This window comes from Marinobacter vulgaris (assembly GCF_003344045.1).
Lineage (GTDB): Bacteria > Pseudomonadota > Gammaproteobacteria > Pseudomonadales > Oleiphilaceae > Marinobacter > Marinobacter vulgaris.
On sequence record NZ_QFWX01000004.1, the window covers coordinates 319,304 to 341,078 of the forward strand.

19 protein-coding genes, 2 tRNA genes and 1 pseudogene are annotated in these 21,775 nt (G+C 57.2%); 10 read left to right on the top strand and 12 right to left on the bottom strand.

What is annotated here, in order from left to right; all coding sequences use genetic code 11:
* Positions 1-64 precede the first annotated feature (64 nt).
* Positions 65-880 carry a posphoenolpyruvate synthetase regulatory kinase/phosphorylase PpsR gene (gene ppsR, locus DIT71_RS10565; RefSeq protein WP_114613172.1) on the top strand — a complete coding sequence of 272 codons (816 nt, stop codon included), beginning with the start codon at positions 65-67 and terminating at the stop codon, positions 878-880.
* A 72-nt stretch (positions 881-952) separates the two neighbouring features.
* Here the strand turns inward: ppsR and DIT71_RS10570 are convergent, their stop codons facing one another.
* Positions 953-3,877, bottom strand: a complete 2,925-nt coding sequence (locus DIT71_RS10570; protein WP_114613173.1) for an insulinase family protein — start codon at positions 3,875-3,877, stop codon at positions 953-955.
* A gap of 98 nt (positions 3,878-3,975) precedes the next feature.
* Between DIT71_RS10570 and DIT71_RS10575 the strand changes: the two genes are divergently transcribed.
* On the top strand, positions 3,976-4,482 hold the full coding sequence (locus DIT71_RS10575) for a hypothetical protein (protein WP_227538059.1): 507 nt from the start codon (positions 3,976-3,978) through the stop codon (positions 4,480-4,482).
* A gap of 14 nt (positions 4,483-4,496) precedes the next feature.
* Here DIT71_RS10575 and DIT71_RS10580 read toward each other — a convergent pair whose 3' ends face one another.
* Complete coding sequence (locus DIT71_RS10580; protein WP_227538060.1) at positions 4,497-5,111, bottom strand: nucleotidyltransferase family protein; 615 nt, start codon at positions 5,109-5,111, stop codon at positions 4,497-4,499.
* 107 nt (positions 5,112-5,218) lie between these two features.
* Here DIT71_RS10580 and DIT71_RS10585 point away from each other — a divergent pair, with 107 nt between their 5' ends.
* The gene (locus DIT71_RS10585) at positions 5,219-6,070 is read left to right on the top strand and encodes a 6-pyruvoyl trahydropterin synthase family protein (protein WP_114613174.1); all 852 of its coding nucleotides are present in this window, start codon (positions 5,219-5,221) and stop codon (positions 6,068-6,070) included.
* 80 nt (positions 6,071-6,150) lie between these two features.
* Here DIT71_RS10585 and DIT71_RS10590 read toward each other — a convergent pair.
* The 3 genes from DIT71_RS10590 to gltX form a co-directional block, all read right to left on the bottom strand.
* A tRNA-Glu gene (locus DIT71_RS10590) sits at positions 6,151-6,226 on the bottom strand.
* 7 nt (positions 6,227-6,233) lie between these two features.
* Positions 6,234-6,309 (bottom strand) — tRNA-Ala (locus DIT71_RS10595).
* Between the two features lie 112 nt (positions 6,310-6,421).
* On the bottom strand, positions 6,422-7,906 hold the full coding sequence (gene gltX, locus DIT71_RS10600; RefSeq protein ID WP_114613175.1) for a glutamate--tRNA ligase: 1,485 nt from the start codon (positions 7,904-7,906) through the stop codon (positions 6,422-6,424).
* A 162-nt stretch (positions 7,907-8,068) separates the two neighbouring features.
* Here gltX and DIT71_RS10605 point away from each other — a divergent pair, with 162 nt between their 5' ends.
* The gene (locus DIT71_RS10605; RefSeq protein WP_114613176.1) at positions 8,069-9,022 is read left to right on the top strand and encodes a zinc ABC transporter substrate-binding protein; all 954 of its coding nucleotides are present in this window, start codon (positions 8,069-8,071) and stop codon (positions 9,020-9,022) included.
* Here DIT71_RS10605 and DIT71_RS10610 read toward each other — a convergent pair.
* Positions 9,005-9,919, bottom strand: coding sequence for an AEC family transporter (locus DIT71_RS10610; protein WP_114613177.1), 915 nt, complete (start codon positions 9,917-9,919; stop codon positions 9,005-9,007). The two genes, DIT71_RS10605 and DIT71_RS10610, sit on opposite strands and share 18 nt — an antisense overlap.
* A gap of 6 nt (positions 9,920-9,925) precedes the next feature.
* On the bottom strand, positions 9,926-10,741 hold the full coding sequence (locus DIT71_RS10615) for an SDR family oxidoreductase (RefSeq protein ID WP_114613178.1): 816 nt from the start codon (positions 10,739-10,741) through the stop codon (positions 9,926-9,928).
* 166 nt (positions 10,742-10,907) lie between these two features.
* Here DIT71_RS10615 and dusA point away from each other — a divergent pair, with 166 nt between their 5' ends.
* Positions 10,908-11,966, top strand: a complete 1,059-nt coding sequence (dusA, locus tag DIT71_RS10620) for a tRNA dihydrouridine(20/20a) synthase DusA (protein ID WP_114613333.1) — start codon at positions 10,908-10,910, stop codon at positions 11,964-11,966.
* A 147-nt stretch (positions 11,967-12,113) separates the two neighbouring features.
* Here the strand turns inward: dusA and DIT71_RS10625 are convergent.
* Positions 12,114-13,038, bottom strand: a pseudogene (locus DIT71_RS10625) (IS1595 family transposase).
* 95 nt (positions 13,039-13,133) lie between these two features.
* On the opposite strand from DIT71_RS10625, the gene DIT71_RS10630 reads away from it, so the two are divergent.
* The 5 genes from DIT71_RS10630 to DIT71_RS10650 all read left to right on the top strand — a co-directional run bounded on the left by DIT71_RS10630 (position 13,134) and on the right by DIT71_RS10650 (position 17,713).
* Positions 13,134-14,213 (top strand): RNA-guided endonuclease InsQ/TnpB family protein, encoded by a 1,080-nt coding sequence (locus DIT71_RS10630; protein WP_114613179.1) that lies wholly within the window; start codon positions 13,134-13,136, stop codon positions 14,211-14,213.
* Between the two features lie 109 nt (positions 14,214-14,322).
* A complete protein-coding gene (gene tal / locus DIT71_RS10635; protein WP_114613180.1) occupies positions 14,323-15,288 on the top strand; it encodes a transaldolase in 966 nt (321 codons plus the stop codon).
* A 33-nt stretch (positions 15,289-15,321) separates the two neighbouring features.
* Positions 15,322-15,768, top strand: a complete 447-nt coding sequence (locus DIT71_RS10640) for a tellurite resistance TerB family protein (RefSeq protein ID WP_114613181.1) — start codon at positions 15,322-15,324, stop codon at positions 15,766-15,768.
* A gap of 17 nt (positions 15,769-15,785) precedes the next feature.
* Positions 15,786-16,913: a 3-deoxy-7-phosphoheptulonate synthase gene (locus DIT71_RS10645; RefSeq protein WP_114613182.1), complete on the top strand. Its 1,128-nt coding sequence runs from the start codon at positions 15,786-15,788 to the stop codon at positions 16,911-16,913.
* Positions 16,910-17,713 (top strand): glycerophosphodiester phosphodiesterase, encoded by an 804-nt coding sequence (locus tag DIT71_RS10650; protein ID WP_114613183.1) that lies wholly within the window; start codon positions 16,910-16,912, stop codon positions 17,711-17,713. Before DIT71_RS10645 ends, DIT71_RS10650 begins: the two co-directional genes overlap by 4 nt.
* Here the strand turns inward: DIT71_RS10650 and sthA are convergent.
* From sthA to nqrF, 4 genes are all read right to left on the bottom strand, one after another.
* Positions 17,687-19,078: a Si-specific NAD(P)(+) transhydrogenase gene (sthA, locus tag DIT71_RS10655; protein WP_114613184.1), complete on the bottom strand. Its 1,392-nt coding sequence runs from the start codon at positions 19,076-19,078 to the stop codon at positions 17,687-17,689. The two genes, DIT71_RS10650 and sthA, sit on opposite strands and share 27 nt — an antisense overlap.
* A 121-nt stretch (positions 19,079-19,199) precedes the next feature.
* Positions 19,200-19,448 (bottom strand): (Na+)-NQR maturation NqrM, encoded by a 249-nt coding sequence (gene nqrM / locus DIT71_RS10660; protein WP_114613185.1) that lies wholly within the window; start codon positions 19,446-19,448, stop codon positions 19,200-19,202.
* Positions 19,449-19,462: 14 nt separating this feature from the next.
* The gene (locus DIT71_RS10665; RefSeq protein WP_227538061.1) at positions 19,463-20,500 is read right to left on the bottom strand and encodes an FAD:protein FMN transferase; all 1,038 of its coding nucleotides are present in this window, start codon (positions 20,498-20,500) and stop codon (positions 19,463-19,465) included.
* A gap of 21 nt (positions 20,501-20,521) precedes the next feature.
* On the bottom strand, positions 20,522-21,748 hold the full coding sequence (nqrF, locus tag DIT71_RS10670) for an NADH:ubiquinone reductase (Na(+)-transporting) subunit F (RefSeq protein ID WP_114613187.1): 1,227 nt from the start codon (positions 21,746-21,748) through the stop codon (positions 20,522-20,524).
* Positions 21,749-21,775 lie beyond the last annotated feature (27 nt).

Here is a 21,775-nt window from a genome sequence, read left to right on the forward strand (position 1 = left end):
ATGATACTGTAACCTGTGGGAATTACCTAGGGAACCCGCCAAATACGGAGCCGGAAAAAACACCATGAAACGAACTGCTTTCTTTCTATCCGACGGCACCGGGCTGACCGCCGAGGCTCTGGGGCACAGCCTGCTGGCACAGTTCGAGAAAATCGATTTCGAGCGCATTACCGTGCCATATATTGATGACGCTGACAAAGCGCGGGAAATGGTAAAGCGCATCAATAAGGCAGCAGAGGTGGACGGGACACGTCCGCTGGTCTTTGACACCATCGTAGACCGTGATATCCGGGATCTCATATCCGGTGCCGACGGCTTCATGGTGGATATCTTCGGCACCTTTCTGAGCCCTCTTGAGCAGGAGCTGCAGTCATCGTCGTCGTATACGGTTGGCAAATCCCACGCTATCAACAACGAGGGCAGTTACGAACGGCGCATCCACGCCGTCAACTTCGCACTGGATAACGACGACGGCGCTCGCACCCGTCACTATAACGAGGCCGACCTGATTCTGGTGGGCGCTTCCCGCAGCGGCAAAACGCCAACCTGTCTGTACCTGGCACTTCAGTATGGCGTCAAGGCGGCCAACTACCCCATTACCGAAGAAGACCTGGATGATCAGAAAATGCCGGCTGCCCTGCGCAGCCATAAGGAAAAAATCTTTGGGCTGACCATTGATCCCGAGCGACTGGCGACGATTCGCAATGAGCGCAAACCGAATTCACGGTACTCATCGCTAAAACAATGCATGCATGAAATTGAAGAGATTGAGTTGATGTATCGCCGGGAACGCATTCCCTTCCTCAACACCACCGCTTACTCAGTGGAAGAAATTTCGACACGCATCATGGTGACCACCGGGCTCAAGCGCAACCGTTAACCCTGATAGCAAAAAAAGGCCGGCGCGCCCTCTTACTTCGGGGCATGCCGGCCTTCTGTCATGCCATGAGAATTACAGCTCCTGAATGTCCAGCCCCAGCTTCTTCACCGTGTCGCGGTTTTCGAAACTGGTGACCACCGCAACGCTGGCGTTTTCCGGCTTCAGCCACTCTTTCGCAACCCGCTTCATGTCTTCCAGCGTCACCGCCAGAACGCGCTCCCGGAAGCGCGCACGCTGCTCCGGTGTACGGCCGAAGAGGCGGTTATGGAAAGCATGACGGGCAGCACCAGCCGGAGACCGAGGACGGTCCAGCTGACCGATGACCCCAAGGATGGATTCCTCCAGCTCCTGGGGGTCATGCTGCTCTTCCTGCAACCATTCCAGGGCCTTGTCGAAATCTGCAAGGGTCTCGCCCAGGCGCGGATCACGGTAGGAGAAGAAACGGAAGCTGCCATTGACGCTGTCCTGCCCGGCACCACCACCGTAGGCCCCACCCTTTTCACGAATGGCCCTGTGGAGGTAGCCGTTGCGCAGGAAACCGCCCAGTACCGTCAGTGGGGCAGCATCCGGGTGATCAATGGCAACCGTACCGTAGGCCTTGGCGCAGAAGTTCACCTGGGTTGAGGTAAGCCAGGCTTCACGGGCCTGGTAGCTCACTGGCGCCAGCTGCCAGGACTCACCGCCTTCGGCGTTGGCATCGCCCCACACCGATTTGAGTTCCGTGAGCATGGGATCGAGCTGCTCCTCTTCACCAATCAGCAGAAATTCACGGGCCTGCTGCCGGATCCGCTGGTGTAATGCGGCCAGGCGCTCACAAAGCCTTTCCAGCTCGGCCGGGTTGTCAATGGACTTGTCCAGAGCCTTGACCCCACGAACGGCTTCGAGACCACCAAGCCGGAATGACAGCCAGGCACCGGGGCTGAGGCCCTGGGAGGCCGCACCCATTGCCAGGGCATGACCACTTCCGGTCACGCCCTGCTCTCTGCGAGAGCGGATCTGCGCCACAAGCTCACGAACCCGCCCGGTCTCATCGAAACGGGCGCCGTCGAACACATCCTTTAGCAGGCGGGTCAGGGCTTCGCGGTTTCTCGCCAGCGCCTTGCCGGCAAAGACAAGATAGCCGGACAGATCGTGAACATCGTCTATGCGTCCCTTCGCGGAAAAGGAAGCGCTGATACCCCCGGATTCAGCGGAAATGCGATCCTGCATCTGCAGATAATCCAGCTCGCCGCAGCCCACTTCCGGGATCAGGGCGGTGTAATATGGCAGTAACAGCAGCTCGTCTTCAGTCAGGTTCGGTACCGGTACGATGACCTGCTCATACACCAGACCGTTTGTTCCCCGGGCATAGATGGTCGCGGCCATGTCCCCGGCAAACCTCGCTTCGGGTTCCGGCAACTGCAAAGGCACGTCGGACAGGTCCACCTTCGGCAGGATGGAATCATCATCTTTGCGGGTCTGGCGTTCTTCCAGGGCCCGGGCGCGGTCAACAATCTGGCGAACTTCCTCCTCTGTCAACGACGCCTTGCGGCGCGCCAGGGCGTCGCGGATCGCGGCCTGACGCCGGCTTTCCAGCTTATCGTCCGGGCGCAGTGTCAGGGTTACCCGATGCGGGTTTTCCAGCAGTTTGCGACGAATCAGGCCGGGCACGTACTGCGGGTCGCGAATCTTCTCGCGCATGTCCGCCAGCACCGGCTCCAGATCCAGTAGCTCCACCGGATCACCGCCGTGAACCATCGGAGAAATGGCGGTCATGATCAATTGCAGGCCATAGGGGAAACTGTCACCGGCAATCTCGCGCTGATGAAGTTCGAGCTGGTGGAGGATGGCCTCCAGCCGATCCTGGCTGACCCCCTCATCCACTACCTTCGCCAGGGTCTGCTCAATCAACTGTTCCAGATCTTCCTGTTTGTCCGGCTCACTGCCTTCGATGCCGCAGACGAATGTCATCTCGCGATTGGAATCCTCGAGGCCGCACATGGGCGACGGGGAATGTCCGAGATCGGTGGTTTCCAGAGCCCGCATCAGCGGTGAGGCGCTGTTTTCCAGTAGTACGCTGGCCAGCAGCTGGCCTTCAAGATTTTCCTGCAGGTCAAAACTGTGCCCCAGCAGCCAGCCCATCACAATATGGGTCTTGTGACTGGTTTCCTCGCCCTCGCTGATGGCGTAACTCTGATCGACACGAACAGGAGAAAACATTCGTTTCTCATCCCGTACCGGAAGCTCCACATCGAGGTGGTCAAAGCGCTTGAGGGCAAGCTCTTCAAAGCGCTCATGGTGCTCATGGGCCGGGATATCGCCGTAAGTCGCAAAAATCGCATTGCTGGGATGGTAATGGTGACGGTAGAAACGCAGCAGGTCGTCGTAGCTGAGATCCACAATGTGGTCTGGCTCGCCGCCACTGTTGTAGTGATAGGTCGTGGTCGGAAACAGGTGACTGGAGAGGTTCTGCCATAACTGGGATGTGGGGGCACTCATGGCGCCTTTCATCTCGTTGTACACCACCCCACGGTATACCAGGTCCGTGGAGGGATCTTCCGGTGTCTCGAACTCAAGGCGGTGACCTTCCTGGGCAAAATCCAGCGGATCAAGGGATGAGAAAAACACCGAGTCGAGATAGACCGTCAGCAGGTTATCGAAATCCTTGCGGTTCATGCTGGCAAAGGGGTAAGCCGTCCAGTCGCTGCTGGTGAACGCATTCATGAAGGTGTTCAGGGAGCGGTGGATCATCATGAAAAACGGATCCCTGACCGGGAAACGCTCGCTACCGCAAAGCGCTGTGTGCTCCAGAATATGGGCCACCCCGGTGGAATCCATGGGGAAGGTCCGCAGGGCCACAAAAAACACATTTTCGTCGTTATCCGCCGCCAGATGCAGGTGGCGGGCGCCGGTTTTACGGTGACGGTATTCCTCAACGGTCACGTTCAGCGTGCTGATCTGATGACTGCGAAGCATTTCAAACGCCGGATGGACTGTGTTCTCGATCACTGCCGCCATTAAAACTATCCTGTCTTTAACCAAAAGGTGATTGTAGGGTAACACGTACTTTCTACTATCATGCACTAACCCGAAGCCATAAGGCAGTACCTGACTCCATGACCACTGACACCCAGGGTAACCAGACTTTGGAGGCCCCAGAGCACGCTTCCGCCACCGGCAAAAGCCACAGGTTGCACGCTCCGGAAGTCGCTGCGTATTGGGACGAGCGCCGCCGTTACCTGGAGCGCATACGCCGCGTCCCCGAAATCAGGCACCGTTACTGGCGAGCTATCGGCATATACCTGCTACGCCGGCTATTGTGGTCTTTCGGTTTCTTTCCGGTATTCCTGGCCTTCTGGATACCGTTCGTACTTTCGAGCTTTAATCCTGTGGTCATGGCATCAGACCTAATCCCGCTGCTGGAAGGTTTTGTCAGCGCAAACCCAGAAGTCCAGGCCACTACCATAAGTACGCTGGCCATCGCCTGGGGATCTGTCGGATTTTTCTTTCTGGTGTTTGATTTTGTGCTGACACCCTTCAAGTCCCCCTATCAGTACGAGGCCGATGTGTACATGCGTTCCTGGGAACAGCTTAATCACGATCAGCTCCCGGTAAACCGCTAAGTCCATCCTGATTGTCAGGATTTTTCAGCCAACTGATGGCTGATGCGGCGCCAGTCTGCCGGCGTGTCCACATCCGATTCGGCGCCGGCCATGGCAATTCTGCGGGCGCCATTTCTGGCGAGTATGGCGGCCGCCCCACGGTCTCCTTCCAGCATCATGATATGCGGCCATAGTTGCCTCGGAATGTAGGCAGGGGCACCGGGCTTGCCCTGCATGTCGGCAGCAACGGGTCGCGACGGGTTGCTTCTGGCTGCCTCTGCCAGCTCCCCCAACGAAGCTGGGCTGACCAGGGGCTGGTCCAGCAACACAATAAACGCGCCTCGGGCGGAGGGCCCAAGGCTGGCCAGACCGGCCTTCAGCGACTCTGACATGCCAGCACGCCAACCCCGGGCATGGACCCAGGCTGAAGGTTGCACGCGGCAGCGATACCGGACAATTGGGGACCGGCAACCCGTTACCACGGTAACCGGAGTGCCCAGTTGCTTCGCCTGACCGATGGCATGATCCAGCAGCGTGCCTCCGTTCAACCGCAACAGGGCCTTGGCCCTGCCCATCCGTCGGGACGACCCGCCGGCCAATACCAGTACCGGGAAGGCCCCATGGCCATCTGAGCCGGTCTCCGCCATCATTGTGTGCTCCGTGGTTTTTGCCACGCAGCCTACGCAAAGCTGCGAGCGATGGCAGATTTTTGCTAGAATCCGGCCATCAATCAACCTCATCTTTTCAGGCTGCTCCGATGAACCATCTTTTCGTAGACAATCTCACGGTTATCGACTTCGCCTACCTGGACGCCTCCCGCGGGCTCGTTGGCGAAAGCTGGATTGTGGATGTGGTTCTCGGTGGCGAACTGGATGACCAGGGCATGGTGTTTGATTTCAGCAACGTCAAACGCACCATCAAAAGGGTAATCGATGAACGTGTGGATCACCGTCTGGTGATTCCCCGTGGCTACAGCGGGCTCGAATGGACCGAGGATGAGCCTGACCGCTTCCGGTGGCACCTGAACGATGGCACATACCTGCTTCACCAGTCGCCGGATGAGGCTGTCGTCTGGCTGTCCGCTGACAGGGTCGTGCCGTCCGCGGTTGCCACGCTCCTGGAGCAGGAGTTGCGGGCGGTGTTGCCGGCCAACGTGACAGACGTGGAGATTTCACTGCGGGAAGATGTGATTGAGGGCGCTTACTACCATTATGTTCATGGCCTGAAAAAACACCTGGGTAACTGCCAGCGGATTGCCCACGGCCATCGGTCCCCCATCCGTATCGACCGCAACGGCCACCGTGACCGGGACCTTGAGAACCGCTGGGCGAAGCTTTGGGAGGACATCTATGTGGGATCCGAGGAGGATGTCACGCAGCGCTGGGTGGACGACAACGGTATCCCGTACGTGACCTTTGAGTATGAGGCCAACCAGGGAGAGTTTGCGCTGACGCTACCGGAGCGCCGGGTCTATATGCTGGATTCCGATACCACGGTTGAGCTGATTGCTGCGCACATTGCCGAGCGGCTCCATGGCGAGTTCCCCAGCGATGTTATCCGGGTCAAGGCTTACGAGGGGGTTGGCAAGGGGGCCATCGCTTCTCGCTGAGTTATCTTCAGACACAAAAAAACCGCCAGAAGGCGGTTTTTTTGATGGCTTACCGGGGGACTAATCCGGTGAAGCCGTATTGGCGTCCCCTACCGGGTTCGAACCGGTGTTGCCGCCGTGAAAGGGCGGAGTCCTAGGCCACTAGACGAAGGGGACTAGAAATTGGTGGAGCCAAGCGGGATCGAACCGCTGACCTCAACACTGCCAGTGTTGCGCTCTCCCAGCTGAGCTATGGCCCCTCAACGGCTGCGTATATTAAGGATCGCCCCCTGGGGCGTCAACCTTTTTTCCAACGTTTTTTCAGTTTCGTGAACATCCCTGCCCAAACCGCTCACTAATTCACCAATCTGGTTACTCAGCCAGCAACGACGCGTATTCCTTCTCCACACGCTTGGTTTCCTTCTTCGAGAAACCACCCGTGACCTCAAGAGCATGACGCAGACGGGAACGGGTCATGTCCGGACCGAGGATGGCCATGGAGTCCATAACCGACCAGGAGTTGGGAGTGCCGGCAACGGCCACGAAGATGGCGAACATGAAGTCGCCCATTTTCAGGCCCATGGCCTTGGCCAGGGTTTTGATGTCAGCGAAGATGTTGTCCTTGCTCCAGTGGCGCTGGGCTTCCAGCTTCCAGAGGGTGAACTGCAGTACGCGTTTTACCTGGGCCTCCTCCAGCTTGTTGTGACTGAAGTCTTCCGGCTTGAGATCGAGCATACCGGAGAACATGAATGAGGCCATGGGGGCGACATCACTGAAGACCTCTGCCCTGCCCTTGACGTGGGGCACCAGGTCCCGCAGAGCCTGTTCGTTGAACCACCAGTGACGCATACGTTCGATAAACTGGTCTTCGCTGAGTTCGTCACGGATCCACTGGCCGTTGAGCCAGCGCAGCTTCTCCACATCGAAAACCGGACCGCCGAGGGAAACCCGCTGGATGTCGAACTGCTCGATCATTTCCTCCAGGGTGAATTTTTCCCGCTCGTCCGGCATCGACCAGCCCATGCGGCCAAGATAGTTGGTCACTGCCTCGGGCAGAAAGCCCATACGCTCGTAGAAGTTGATGCTGGTCGGGTTCTTGCGCTTGGACAGCTTGCTCTTGTCCGGGTTGCGCAGTAACGGCAGATGGCACAGCACCGGCATGTCCCAGCCAAAATACTGGTACAGCAATTTGTGCTTGGGAGCGGAGTTGATCCACTCTTCACCGCGAAGCACGTGAGTGATCTCCATCAGGTGATCGTCCACCACGTTGGCCAGGTGGTAAGTGGGCATACCGTCGGATTTAAGCAGAATCTGGCTGTCGACCTGGGACCAGTCGATCTCGATGGTGCCACGGAGCATATCCTCGATCTCGCAGATGCCGCTTTCCGGTACTTTCATGCGGATCACATAGGGATCACCCGCGTCCAGGCGGCGCTTGACCTCTTCTTCCGAAAGCTCCAGGTCACCTTTGATGCCGGGGTTCAGACCCTCTGCCTTGCGCGCCTCACGGATGGCATCCAGCTCTACCGGTGTGCGGAAACAGTAGAAGGCATGCCCCCGGGTGACCAGATCCAGCGCGTACTGGCGATAGGAGTCTTTACGCTCTGACTGCCGGTAGGGACCGTGGGGTCCACCCACATCCGGACCTTCGTCCCATTCCAGCCCGAGCCAACGCAGGGCATTGAGGATGTCCTGCTCCGATTCATCGGTACTGCGGACCTGATCCGTATCCTCGATCCGCAGAATGAACTGGCCGCCATGTTGCCGCGCAAAGCACAGGTTAAACAGTGCCACAAAAGCGGTACCAACGTGGGGATCACCGGTGGGAGACGGTGCGATTCGGGTACGTACGGTCATTAAAGCATCCTGAAGGTTACTGCCTGATGAAGGCTGTGCGTTGAAAGCCACGCATTATACCGGGCGCGGCCGGATTTCGCATGGACCAGAACCAATCCTCTTCATCTGCGACCATTATTGTTATATTATAACGTATCATTAACTTTCGAGGTCTCATCCACTATGATCGCCAGACGCTTTGCAGCTGCCACCGCACTGGGAATCGCCACTTTTCTCGGCTCGGCCGGCACCCTCGCAGCCACCGAGATAGTCGTGTCGCTTAAACCCATCGAGCTGCTGGTGAAAGCCGTGGCTACCGATGAGGTCGAGGTCACCACACTGGTCCAACCCGGCGCCAGCCCCCACAGTTACAGCATGAAACCCTCCCAGCGACGGGCCCTGGAAAGTGCCGAGGCCATTTTCTGGGTGGGCCCGGAGCTGGAGACTTTCCTCATGCGCCTGCTCGGTGGCAACGAGTTCAGGGATCGCACCTATTCGCTGATGCACGGCGAGGACGTGCCGGAGATCGCTACCACCGACGACCATCACGGCCATGACGACCACGGTCATGACGAGGGCAAAAAAACAGGGCATGATGGCCACGATCACGGCGACGGAGAAGACCCCCATATCTGGCTGGACCCGGCACTGGCACTGGGCATGGCAAAGGACATATACGGTGTACTGTCACAACTTGAGGGCGCCGATGTGGAAGCCCTTGACGCCAACCTGGAACGATTCGAGCGCGAACTATCCGCCGCCGAAACTGCCATCACTGCCCGACTGGAGCCGGTAGCAGACATCGACCTTTTCACCTACCACAATGCGTTCACGCGATTCGTGGAGCACTACGGCCTGCATCTGGAAGGTATCCTGACGCTGAACCCGGAGCTGTCTCCCGGTGCCAGGCACATTGCCGAGGTCCAGCAGAAACTGCGCAAGGCCAACCAGCCCTGCCTGTTGACGGAACCCCAGTTCAACCGCCAGTGGTGGCGTTCGATCACTGAAGGCCTGGATATCACGTTCAGCACCTGGGACCCGCTTGCTACGGACATTGAGGCGGACCGCGACGGATATATCTCTTTCCAGCACGGCCTGGCTGACGCCGTCCTCAAGTGTTTACCAGAGAAGGCCTAATACCAGCGGAATGGTCACCATGGCCAGCAATGTCTGGCCACTGATGATCGCCGCCATTAATGGCGCGTCGCCCCCCAATTGACGCGCCAGAATGTAGGACGAAGTAGCTGTTGGCAGAGCGGCCAGCAGAACCACCACCTGAACCATCAAACCCTCCATATCCAGCAGCAGTGCCAGGGCCGACGTCAGCAATGGAAAGCCCGCCAGTTTGGCCGTGGCCGCCACCAGGAAAGGCATGGACGCACCACGCAGTGCCTTCAGCTGAAGGCCGGCGCCAACGGTCATCAGGCCAAGTGGCAGAGCCAGGTCACTCAAGGGTTCAAGAATACCCGCCACCAGGGGATGGAATCCGATCTGGAAATAACTCCAGACCATTCCTGCCACTGAGCCGATAATCAAGGGATTGGAAACGATAGCTCTGAGGACGGGTTTCAGCTGAACCTTGCCGTCTCCTGCCACCAATGAAAACATGAGAATGCACAACAGGTTGAGCAATGGAACTTTCACCGCAACCGCAATGGCAATCAGTGACAGCCCTTCATCCCCGAGCAGCATACCCGCCGCGGCCAGGGCAACGTAGGAGTTAAAGCGGATGCCACCCTGGAATACCGAGGAAAACACCGGACCCGGCCAACGCCATACCCACTGAACGGCGACCAGTATCAACGACATCGCCACCAGCATGGCAACGATCAGGACGATAATATCGCCATAGGCAGAGGCCGGCACCCTCGCCTGGCCAAGCTTGAATATCAGCATCGCCGGGAAAAGCACGTAATAGGTGAAGCGCTCAGCCTGGATCCAGAAATCATCCCCCGGGAAATGCCAACGCCGGAACAGGTAGCCCAGCAGGATCAACGCAAACACAGGCGTAAGGGCCTGTACCATTACCGGCATTGCAACTTACCCTTTCTTGCGGTTGTCCGACGACTCGCCAACCTGCTTTTGATCTTTCCCCCAGAGCCGCTTCATAACCGCTCGGGTAACAGCAATTGGCGCAGTACGAGTAATGGGCCAGAGCGCCCGGAACTGCATTGAAACAGGGCGGTGCAACCGCGGCTTGCGCACCTGCTCCCAGACCTCGGCGGCAACGGTTTCAGCATCCAGGTTGATACCCATGCTGTCGAATAAAGCTGACCGTCCCTCGTTGGACTGGACCATACCGGTATTTACAAACGGGGGCATCAGGTCCCCCACCGTTATATCGTATTGTTCCCACTCAATATCCAGCGCTTCGGTCATTGCACGCACCGCGTGTTTGCTGGCGGAATAGGATGCAAAATCAGGGATGCCATAGGATGCCGACGCCGAACTCATGTTAATCACCTGCGCCCCGGGCGTTGCCCTGAGATAGGGAAAGGCCGCATGGAGAACATTCATCAGGCCGATGACATTCACCTCCACGACATTGCGATGGAGGTCAGGACTGATGTCCTCAAAGGGACCCACCTCCAGAATACCGGCATTGTTATGCAGCACTCTCAGTCTGCCGCCTGTCAGCTCCGAGAACTGCGCCAGCGCCTGCGTCAGTGACAGGGAGTCGGTTACGTCTGCGATGTGGGTGCTGCAATTGTCCGCGCCGAGCTCATCGCGCAGGGCTTCCAGAGCCTCCGCATTCCTGTCCGCCGCGCCGATAAACCACCCTTGTGCCGCAAAAAGCCTGGCCGTGGCCCGGCCGATTCCTGCGCCGACGCCGGTTATGAAAATGCATTCATTCATGGAGCGTCCTCGCGTCACGCCTCACTGATTTCGCCAAAGCCCTACGGCCAAGTGCGGTGTTTTCCTGATAGAATAACAGCTCTTTACATTTGATTCGTTGACCTCAGCGACAGGTAACAGACAGATTCAGATTGGGCAGTTAATGATCACGAGCAGCACCGCAGAAATGCCGGAACAGGCACAGGAAAAACAGGCAAACGTGAGATCTGAACCATCCCGGCGCTTTTGCGTGGCCCCGATGATGGACTGGACCACTACCCACTACCGCTATCTGGCCCGGCAGCTCAGCCGGAATACCCTGCTGTACACAGAGATGGTGACCACTGGCGCGCTTATCCACGGTGATACGGCGCGGTTCCTGCGGCACGATCCGGCAGAATACCCGCTGGCACTGCAACTGGGTGGCAGCAACCCACAGGAGCTGGCCCACTGCGCCGCACTGGCCGAGCAATACGGTTTCGATGAAGTCAATCTGAACGTAGGCTGCCCCAGCGACCGGGTACAGAACAACATGATCGGTGCCTGCCTGATGGCTTACCCGGACAAGGTAGCCGAGGGCGTGCGGGCGATGATTAACGCCACCCGTCTTCCCGTCACCGTCAAGCACCGGATCGGGATTGATGGCCGCGAGTCCTGGGACGAGCTCTGTGAATTTATAGAGAAGGTGTCGGAAGCGGGCTGCCGCACCTTTATCGTCCATGCCCGTATTGCCGTGCTGGAAGGGCTGAGTCCCAAGGAAAACCGGGATATCCCACCGCTGAAATACGACTGGGTCTATCGGTTGAAAGCCCGCTACCCGCACCTGGAAATCATTATCAACGGCGGCATCAAGACCTTTGACGAATGCCGGCAGCACCTTGAGCACACCGACGGTGTCATGCTCGGGCGCGAGGCCTACCATAATCCCTGGCTGCTGGCTGGCGTGGACACCGAGTTCTTTGGTCAGGCGGGCCCGGCGCAATCCCGCCATGAGGCGTTGCGGGCGGTATTACCATTCCTTCAGGATGAGTTGGACCGGGGCGTTTTCCTCAGTCACATGTCCCGTCACCTGATGGGCCTTTTTCATGGCCAGCCCGGCGGCCGTCAGTTCCGGCGTTACATCAGTGAAAACGCCCACAAGCCGGGTTCCGGCGTTGAGGTTATCGAGCAGGCCATGGCCAGAGTTCCAGAACCAGAAAATGCCTCGATATTACCAGCAACAGCGCCATCGAAAACGCCTGCCTGAATGCTCTGAGACCTTTTACCGAAATGCGCGGAAAGCCCCGTCGTTCAGGTACGTATAGCGCGGAAGGCGTCGCCTTCCCAGCATGGCGCCATAGCTGTTACGATATTGCTAAGTTGACATTGGATGTTGGTTTGCGCCTATCGCAATTCAGAGCCAGCCCTCTTTGGAAGGTTGAGCGCGCTCAAATAGCCGCCGCCATGCCAGATAGCTCGGTAGATATGCCGTCCCAACCCCATGAAACCGCGCCATCCAGCCCTTCAATCGACTCATATGACCGTTGACGTTCTGTATGTGGTATTCCTTGCCGATCACCCGTTGATTATCGAGTGTGACGAGTCGGTGGTGGGCAATGCCATGTTCGCTGGAAAAGGTTTTATACCAGCTGTGGCCATCTGAACACAGGATCGAGTCACGATTGATAATCGGCCTCAGAAAAGCATGAACCGTCGGTTTCTTTAATGCAGGACCCACCAGATCACTGATGTTACCGTTGCGGCCCCGCGCAATAAGTACAGGGATTTTATCCGCTTTATGCTTCCTGTTACTTTGCCCGCCACGCTTCCTGGAGCTGCGGTGCGTGATGTTGCGCTTGCCTTTGCAGGACTCGGCAAAGAAGGTTTCATCCACTTCGGCAATGCCGGAAAGGGCATTCGCGTTGGCGTTTGCACTGGCATTTAGAAAACGGCGCCACCACCGGAAAGCCGTCTTTAAATCAATACCGACTCAAAATGCCGATACCCGCAGAGTTAGGCTGTCTCGCATGCATCTCAGATAATCAAACCACTGATATGCGGTGATGCAACCTGGCCAGTGATGTTCCTGTAACGGCATTAAAGGTCTTGTGACAGGTCAGGCTATGGCACCGATATCGCCGTAATTCACCAGAATGACCCCATTTGACGACGTGCTCATGACCACAATGAGGACATGGGTGGTGAGATCTGGCCGTTTCAAGCAAGGTGTGAGCCTGAGCATTGATTTGCCCAAGAAGCTGATTGGCAAGGTGTTGCTTGAGATCAACCGGGAGATGGGTCAAGGCCTTTTCGAGGGCACTAAGGTCAGCTTTTTTCATGTTGCACTCCACCGAAGAACTGTTTATACAGTAATATATACAGTACTATTGTGGCGTACCAACAGCGGAAGCAAACATAGCCTCAAATATACAGTATGACCAATCACACAACCGCCACCAAAACGCTGAAAGTCCGAGTCCGTGACAAGCACGCGAAAGCGTTGCGACGTCAGGCCGCGGCGGTGAATCTCGTGTGGAACTACGTGAACGAATTGAGTCGTCGGTACATTCGGGAGCGTCATCAATTCCTATCGGCCTACGATCTCCAGAAATACACGAACGGGGCTGGCAAGCTTCTGGGGCTGCACAGCCAGACGGTTCAGCGCGTATCGGCCGAATATGTCACTCGCCGCAAGCAGTTTCGGAAGCAGCGACTGGCCTGGCGCAAAACTCATGGCGTTCGCCGATCGCTCGGCTGGGTGCCGGTCAATACCGGCGCAGCCACCTGGCTCAGCGGTCAGGTTCGATTTAACGGCCAGCACTTCAAGGTGTGGGACAGCCACGGGTTGTCACAGTATCGCTTCCGATCCGGCTGTTTCGTTGAGGACGCCCGAGGCCGGTGGTACTTCTGCGTCGCCGTGACGGTGAAGTCTGAACAGCGCTGTGGCACCGGCAGTGTTGGAGTCGATCTGGGGCTTAAAACCACGGCCACACTGTCTGACGGCGAGCCGCTGGAAGCGGGTCGATTCTATCGGGATATGGAAAAGAAGCTTGCCATTGCCCAGCGAGCCCGGAAACAAAACCGGGTTCAAGCGATACACGCCAAGATCCGGAACCGGCGGCACGATGCGCTGCACAAATACAGCCGCGAGTTGGTCAATAAAAACGGCCTGATCGTTGTTGGTAACGTCTCCAGCTCCGGTCTGGTCAAAAACAACCAGGCCAAGTCGGTTCTCGACGCCGGCTGGTCCACATTGAGAATGCTGCTGGTCTATAAGTGCGAGCACGCAGGCAGCGTTTTCCTGGAAGTCGATGAACGATACACCACCCAGACCTGCTCGTGTTGCGGATCCCTGAGCCCCAACAGTCCGAAAGGTAGAGCGGGCCTCGGAATAAGAGCATGGACCTGTGAGTGCGGTGTGACTCACGACCGCGATATCAACGCGGCCAGAAACATTCTCGCGCTGGGGCATCAGCGTCTCGCAGGAGGAATCACCGTCTCTTTAGGGCGGTGAGGATGTCAATGTCTTGTTCCCGTCAGAACAGCCCGTTATTGTAGGTACAAGACCTTCAGCGCCCGCGATACGGGCGATCAATAACAAACCTATCAGGACGACAGGACGAATGACCAGCAAGCTTGAACAACTCAAAGCCATGACCACCGTGGTCGCCGATACCGGGGATCTGGATGCCATCGCCCAGTGGAAACCGGAAGATGCCACCACCAACCCGTCGCTTCTTCTCAAGGCGGCGGCTTCCGAAGCCTATCGCCCGATGCTCAATGAAGCTGTGGTGGCCGCCCGCAAACAGGGCGGTTCGGACGCGGAGCAATTGACCTACGCCACCGACATGCTCGCCGTACTGGCAGGCAAGGAAATTCTGGGCCTTATCCCGGGCGTGGTTTCAACCGAAGTGGATGCCCGGCTGTCCTTCGACACTGGCGCTACCCTCACCCGGGCCCGCCGCCTGGTAGAGCTTTATGACCACCTTGGCATGGACACCAGCCGGGTACTGATCAAGATTGCATCCACCTGGGAGGGCATTCGGGCCGCCGAGCAACTGGAAAAGGAAGGCATCCGCTGTAACCTGACCCTTTTGTTCTCCTTTATCCAGGCCGCCGCCTGCGCCGATGCCGGAGCCTTCCTGGTGTCGCCGTTTGTGGGTCGCATCCTGGACTGGCACCTGGCCGCTACCGGCCGCGATGCCTTCCCGGCGGAAGAGGATCCCGGTGTGCAGTCAGTTAGCCGCATCTACAATTACTACAAGGCCAACGGCTTTGAAACCGTGGTCATGGGGGCCAGTTTCCGCAATACCGGTGAAATCGAGATGCTGGCTGGCTGTGACCGCCTGACGATCAGCCCGGCCCTGTTGCAGGAGCTCGATGCCGATGCCGGCTCCCTGCCTCGCCAGCTATCCCCTGAAGACGCAAAAAGCTCCGACAGGCCGGGTAATATTGACGAGCGCCTGTTCCGCTGGGAATCCAACGAAGACGCCATGGCGACAGAAAAGCTGGCCGATGGTATCCGTCGCTTCACCAACGACCAGATCGAACTGGAAAACCGCGTTCGCCGGCTGTCCCAGGCCGCCTGACGCTGAACGTACCGGGAGGAGAATCGCAAGACCATGATTGAGCGCCTGAAGAGCCTGTTCGGCTCACCCCAAGACGAACCCACACAGCCCGACAAGCATCAGCTTGCCATTGCTGCTACTGCACTGATGGTTCAGTTGTCCCGTATCGACAACGAACAGGACGAGGAAGAGCTCAAAACCATCGTCGACTGCGCGGTCAAGGCCCACCAGGTTACCCGCGAAGAAGCGGAGGAGATCCTCCAGGATGCGCTCAGTCATGCTGACGACGCCACCTCCCTGTACGAGTTTACCGGCCAGATCAATGAGCAGCTGAATCAGGACGAGAAACAGGTCCTGCTCGAGAGTATCTGGCGTGTCGCTTTCGCCGACGGTCGTATCGACAAGTACGAGGAACACCTGATTCGCCGCATGGCGGACCTCATGCACCTGAACCATCGCGAATTCATGCAGGCCCGCCATCGCGCCGAAGGCACTGAGTGAACCTTTAAGGAGCAAGTATGTTAGCCATTCTCCACCCGGACATCGCACTGGAAAGCGAAGCCTATCGCCAGACCATGCACTTTCTCGAGAATCTGCCCGGCGTCTCGGTCAGAGTCCATCAGGTCCAGGGTGCCCAGCAGCGCCTGACCGAGGTTTACCTGCTGGGAGAAACCAAGTCCCTCAACAAAGAAGATATCGAGGCCCTTCCTGCGGTAGAGAGGGCCATCCGAATTTCCGATGATTACCGGATACTGGGGCGCCATAAAGACGACCGTCGCCAGAGTGGCTTCACCTACAATGGCGTTACCTTCGACCAGTCCAACCTCAACATCTTTGCAGGGCTGTGTGCAGTCGATGTGCCGGAGCATGTGGAGCAGATGATGCAGGTGCTGGAGGATAACGGCCAGGTCTGTACCCGCATGGGGGCCTACAAGCCAAGGACCAACCCCTACTCGTTTCAGGGGCACGGCAAGGGATGTCTGCCCTGGGTTTTTGAAAAGGCCGGGAAGCATGGCATCAAGGTGGTGGCCATGGAAATCACCCACGAAAGCCATATCGAGGAAATTGATCACTGCCTGGAACAGCTTGGCCGGCCCACTGGTGTCATGCTGCAGGTGGGCACACGCAACACCCAGAATTTCGAACTGCTCAAGGCTATTGGCCGCCAGACCACCTACCCGGTGCTGCTGAAGCGCGGCTTCGGCATCACCCTGAATGAATCCCTGAATGCGGCGGAATACCTCGCCAGCGAAGGTAATGCCAATGTCATTTTCTGTCTGCGCGGCATGAAGACAGAAGCCGGCCAACCGCACCGTAACATGGTGGACTTCGCCCACGTACCGGCCGTAAAACGGCTTACCCGTATGCCCGTGTGTGTGGACCCGTCCCACTCGGTGGGCAGTCGCGAGCGGGCCCCAGACGGCATTCTGGATGTGATGCATGCAACCGCCCAGGGAGTGATTGCCGGCGCCAACATGGTGCTGGTGGACTTTCACCCCAAACCTGAAAAAGCGCTGGTGGATGGCCCGCAGGCCCTGTTGATGAAGGAGTTGCCAGCCTACCTGGAAGATATCCAGCTCTGCCACGACACCTGGAAAAAGCGCCAGCAAATCTATAACCGCCTGAAGGAATCCGCCGCAGAATGATTGTCTATGGGCACAGGGGCGCAAAGGGAGAGGCTCCGGAAAATACCCTCGCCGGTTTTACGCATGCCTACCGCCATGGCGTGCGGCACTTTGAGCTGGACCTGTTACTGTCAAAAGACGGGAAGCCGGTGATCGTTCACGATCTTACGGTTGACCGCACCACCGGCCTAGAAGGCAATGTCAGCAGTTTCACTGCGGACGAGCTGGCAGCAATGGACGCCCGGCGCAATGGGAAGCCCTGGCCACGGCCAGTGGGTATTCCGTCGCTGGAAGCCTTGCTGAACGAATATCCGGATTTTGAGCATCTGCAACTGGAAGTGAAGAAAGACAGTCGCCAACGCCTGAATATCCTTTGTAACCGTCTGACCGAGGTGATTCAGCGCCGCGACCTTTACAACCGGGTGGCAATCACTTCCTCTGACCAGTGGTTCCTGCGGCAGGCCCGCCGCAGGGACAAGAAGGTGCGCATTGGCTTGGTGTCTGACAGGAAATTCCCGAAGCCGGTCAACGCAGCAGCCAGACTGCACTGCGACTTTTTGTGCATTGGCTGGCGCATCTGCACCCAGGCTATCGTGGAGGACGCCCACCGGCGGGGTATGCATGTGTCCACCTGGACCGTTAATCGCATCCACGACATGCTCCAACTGGAAGCGAAAGGGGTCGACAGCATTATCACCGATTATCCGACCAGCACACGTATGTACTTCGACAACCGCGCAAATGCTGCCCTGCATCTACCCGCCGGACAGCAATACAAGACCGATGCCAGCGAATCAGAAAATCCGGTTCAGGCCGTTTAGTGCGGCTACTCGATAGGCCTCGGCCATAGTCGGATAGTTAAAGGTGGTATTAATGAAATAGTTCAGGGAGTTAGCTTCGCCCTCCTGATTCATGATCGCCTGGCCGATATGAACGATTTCTGCTGCCTGATCCCCAAAGCAGTGGATACCCAGAAGCTGGCGGGTTTCACGATGAAACAGCAGCTTCAGCATGCCAACCGGGTCCCCGGTAATCTGGGCCCGCGCCAGGTCCTTGAAGAATGCCTGCCCTACTTCGTAGGGGACCTTGGCTTCGGTCAGCTCTCGCTCGGTTTTGCCAACGGAACTGATTTCCGGAAGGGTATAGATGCCCGTCGGAACATCAGTGACACGACGGAAGTAGTCGTCTTTGACAATGTCGGAAGACGCCGAACGGCCCTGATCATAAGCAGCACTGGCTAGACTTGGCCAACCAATAACGTCGCCGGCGGCGTAGATATGCCCCACCTCGGTCCGGTAGTGGTCATCCACCGCCAGCTGGCCGCGACCATTGGGGGTGAGCCCGATATTTTCCAGCCCCAGATTTTCCGTGTTACCACTGCGGCCGTTGCACCACAGGAAGGCGTCCGCCCGAATCTTCTTGCCGGATTTTAGCGACAGCACGATACCGTGGTCATCGCCATCGACAGACTCGTACTCTTCGTTATGGCGGACCAGAACACCGTTATTACGGAGGTGATAACTCAGGGCGTCTGATATCTCGTCGTCCAGGAAGGTGAGCAGACGACTGCCCGGGTTGATCAGATCCACTTTTACACCCAGCCCGGCGAAAATGGACGCATATTCAGAGCCGATAACACCCGCCCCATAGATGATGAGCGTGCGGGGGGTATGAGAAAGATTGAGAATCGTGTCCGAGTTGTAGATCCGGTGATGGCGGAAGTCTACGTCAGGCGGAAGATAGGGGCGTGAGCCCGTGGCGATGATGGCCTGTTTGAAACGGACTGTTTCGTGGGACTTGTTACCACGAATTTCCAGACGATTGGCATCCACAAAGCGGGCCCGGCCGTTGATCAGATCGACGCGGTTACGCGCGTAAAACTGGGTTCTCAGCTTGACCTGCTTACCGATGACTTTCTGTGCGTTCTGCAGAACCCGTGGAAACGAAAACCAGCGCGGCTCACCGATGTCCCGGAACATCTGATTGGTGTTAAAGGTAATGATCTGTTTGACCGAATGCCGCAGTGCCTTGGAGGGAATAGTGCCCCAGTGAGTGCAGTTACCGCCTACGGTAGGTTTATCCTCAATGATCGCGACGCGTTTACCATGTTTCGTCGCATTCATCGCCGCGCCTTCGCCCGAAGGGCCTGCGCCGATAACGACGACGTCGTAATGATGTTCTGCCATTCTGCAGTGACTCCTTATCTACGTCGTGAGAGAGCCTCTGAAAAACCCTGCCGGCGCGCGCTTACAGGGCAGGCGCTTTTCAGAGGCTCCCGAATTTTGAAAGTGTTACAGATACGCCGGATCAGCGGGTCTTTTTGCTGGTGGCCTCGTAGGTGAGTGCCTCCACTGATTTGCCGTCGTTGGCAAGGCGATCATTTTCTTCTTCGCATTTCTGGGTATTGCCACCGCAGATATCGCAGGATTTGCTGATGCCCATGGCACCAATACCCCCGCAGGTGCCACTGATAGGTTTGCGACCAAATATAACGCCGACCGACATGCCGGCAACCAGCAGTACCACAATTGTCAGAACAAGCAGAAAAGTACCCATAGTAGGTCTCTCCGTTAATGTGTCAGGAACGAGGAGAAGGCCGGCGTGTAGTCTGTTTCAAACCCGTCTTCACCCCGAACTATAAAATAAGCGGCAATATTTTCGCGAGTGGCAAGTTCCTTTGCCTGCTCGACCCCCATGACATTGAAAGCGGTCGCCAGTGCGTCTGCCGTCATGCAGTCGCTCGCTATCACCGTGACCGAGGCCAGATTGTGGCGAATCGGTTTGCCACTGTTAGGGTCTATTGTATGCGAAAACCGCTCCCCTTCCGATTCGTAATAGTTACGATAGTCTCCGGACGTTGCCATCGCCTGGCTGTCCAGGGCAACCACCCGGTTGATTTCCCGTTGCTGCGACACCGGCTCTTCAATCGCCAGACGCCAGGCCGACCCATCCGGTTTGCGCCCGGAAACACGAACTTCGCCGCCAATTTCCACCAGAAACGCGGATAATCCCTCTGATTCGAGAAACCGCGTAACCGCGTCCACCCCAAACCCCTTCGCAATTGCGGAAAGATCCACGTACTGGTTGGGGCTGGCTCTCAGCGCGAACGGCTCATCTTTCAGCTCCAGCTTGTCATAGCCGATTTTCTCGAGCAGGGCAGAGAGTTCACGATCATCGGGAACCTGTTCCGGCCGGGCATCCGGCCCGAACCCCCACAGGTTAACCACCGGACCGATGGTCACGTCGAAGGCTCCGCCAGTGAGCTCGGATACTTCCCTGGCCGTTGTCAGTACCTCATGAAGCGGCCCGGAGATCCCTGTCCACTGGCTCTGATCTTCCAGGCGGTTGAACCGGGAGAGCTCCGAATCGTCCCGCCAGGTGGACATGGAGGCATCCACGTCCTCGAGCACCTCTTCGATACCATCCGCCAGATTTTCCAGCCGCTCCTGGTCTTCCCGCAATACCACATTAATATGATATTGCGTGCCAAACACCGGCCCGGATATCTCCCAGACTTTTTGCTCTTCTTCAAACGAACAACCCGCCAGCGCGGCAATAGCCAGCACCAAAAAGGCGCCGGCCACAACCACCCTGACGGGTCGTAGCATACTGGATGTCATGTGAGCTGATTAACCCCCGAAATCATCCAGCATGATATTCTCATCTTCCACGCCAAGGTCTTTCAGCATCTTGATGCAGGAAGCGTTCATGATGGGGGGCCCACACATATAGTACTCGCAGTCTTCAGGAGCCGGATGCTCCTTCAGGTACTTGTCGTAGAGCACATTGTGGATAAAGCCGGTAGGCCCTTCCCAGTTATCGTTCGGCTGCGGATCCGACAGCGCGACATGCCATTCGAAGTTTTCGTTCTCCTCCGCCAGCATGTCGAAATCTTCCACATAGAACATTTCCCGGACACTTCGGGCACCGTACCAGAAGCTGATCTTGCGACTGGAGTTCAGGCGCTTCAACTGGTCAAAGATGTGTGAGCGCATCGGTGCCATACCCGCACCACCGCCAATAAACACCATCTCGGCATCCGTCTTTTTGGCGAAGAATTCGCCGAACGGCCCCATAACAGTGATCTTGTCTCCGGGCTTGAGATTGAACACATAGCTCGACATGATGCCCGGTGGATGATCCGTACCCGGGGGCGGTGTGGCGATGCGAATGTTAAACTTGAGAACACCCTTCTCTTCCGGGTAATTCGCCATGGAATAGGCGCGGATGGTCTCTTCCTTGTTTATGGCCTTGTACCGCCATATGTCGTGCTTGTCCCAGTCTTCGTGAAACTCCTCCTCGATGTCGAAATCCTTGAAACTGATCTCGTACGGGGGACACTCAAGCTGAACGTAACCGCCGGCACGGAAATCCACTTCCTCGCCTTCCGGAAGCTTCAGTACCAGTTCCTTGATGAACGTTGCCACGTTGTGGTTGGAAACCACTTCGCATTCCCACTTCTGGACGCCAAAGAACTCCTCCGGCACCTCAACCTTCATGTCCTGTTTTACCGGCACCTGGCACGACAGACGCCAGCCTTCCTTCTCTTCACGGTTGGTGAAGTGGGTTTTCTCCGTTGGCAGCATGGCACCGCCACCTTCCAGGACCTTGCACTTGCATTGGGCGCAGGTACCACCACCACCGCAGGCGGAGGACAGGAAAATGCCATTGCTGGCCAGAGTGCCCAGAAGCTTGCTGCCCGCTTCCGTTTTGAGTGTGTGTTCTGGATCATCGTTAATTTCGATGGTCACATCACCGGTACTTACCAGCCTGGACCGTGCCGCGAGTATGACCGCGACAAGAGCCAGAACGATAACGGTGAACATGACCACGCCGAGAATAATTTCTGTATTCATGGTCTCGCCTTTTCGTTAAACCGAATC

Bases quoted from the DNA above. Each gene is read 5' to 3' on its own strand.
- ppsR (WP_114613172.1), top strand. From the start codon at position 65: ATGAAACGAACTGCTTTCTTTCTATCCGACGGCACCGGGCTGACCGCC.
- DIT71_RS10570 (WP_114613173.1), bottom strand. From the start codon at position 3,877: ATGGCGGCAGTGATCGAGAACACAGTCCATCCGGCGTTTGAAATGCTT.
- DIT71_RS10575 (WP_227538059.1), top strand. From the start codon at position 3,976: ATGACCACTGACACCCAGGGTAACCAGACTTTGGAGGCCCCAGAGCAC.
- DIT71_RS10580 (WP_227538060.1), bottom strand. From the start codon at position 5,111: ATGATGGCGGAGACCGGCTCAGATGGCCATGGGGCCTTCCCGGTACTG.
- DIT71_RS10585 (WP_114613174.1), top strand. From the start codon at position 5,219: ATGAACCATCTTTTCGTAGACAATCTCACGGTTATCGACTTCGCCTAC.
- gltX (WP_114613175.1), bottom strand. From the start codon at position 7,906: ATGACCGTACGTACCCGAATCGCACCGTCTCCCACCGGTGATCCCCAC.
- DIT71_RS10605 (WP_114613176.1), top strand. From the start codon at position 8,069: ATGATCGCCAGACGCTTTGCAGCTGCCACCGCACTGGGAATCGCCACT.
- DIT71_RS10610 (WP_114613177.1), bottom strand. From the start codon at position 9,919: ATGCCGGTAATGGTACAGGCCCTTACGCCTGTGTTTGCGTTGATCCTG.
- DIT71_RS10615 (WP_114613178.1), bottom strand. From the start codon at position 10,741: ATGAATGAATGCATTTTCATAACCGGCGTCGGCGCAGGAATCGGCCGG.
- dusA (WP_114613333.1), top strand. From the start codon at position 10,908: ATGCCGGAACAGGCACAGGAAAAACAGGCAAACGTGAGATCTGAACCA.
- DIT71_RS10630 (WP_114613179.1), top strand. From the start codon at position 13,134: ATGACCAATCACACAACCGCCACCAAAACGCTGAAAGTCCGAGTCCGT.
- tal (WP_114613180.1), top strand. From the start codon at position 14,323: ATGACCAGCAAGCTTGAACAACTCAAAGCCATGACCACCGTGGTCGCC.
- DIT71_RS10640 (WP_114613181.1), top strand. From the start codon at position 15,322: ATGATTGAGCGCCTGAAGAGCCTGTTCGGCTCACCCCAAGACGAACCC.
- DIT71_RS10645 (WP_114613182.1), top strand. From the start codon at position 15,786: ATGTTAGCCATTCTCCACCCGGACATCGCACTGGAAAGCGAAGCCTAT.
- DIT71_RS10650 (WP_114613183.1), top strand. From the start codon at position 16,910: ATGATTGTCTATGGGCACAGGGGCGCAAAGGGAGAGGCTCCGGAAAAT.
- sthA (WP_114613184.1), bottom strand. From the start codon at position 19,078: ATGGCAGAACATCATTACGACGTCGTCGTTATCGGCGCAGGCCCTTCG.
- nqrM (WP_114613185.1), bottom strand. From the start codon at position 19,448: ATGGGTACTTTTCTGCTTGTTCTGACAATTGTGGTACTGCTGGTTGCC.
- DIT71_RS10665 (WP_227538061.1), bottom strand. From the start codon at position 20,500: ATGCTACGACCCGTCAGGGTGGTTGTGGCCGGCGCCTTTTTGGTGCTG.
- nqrF (WP_114613187.1), bottom strand. From the start codon at position 21,748: ATGAATACAGAAATTATTCTCGGCGTGGTCATGTTCACCGTTATCGTT.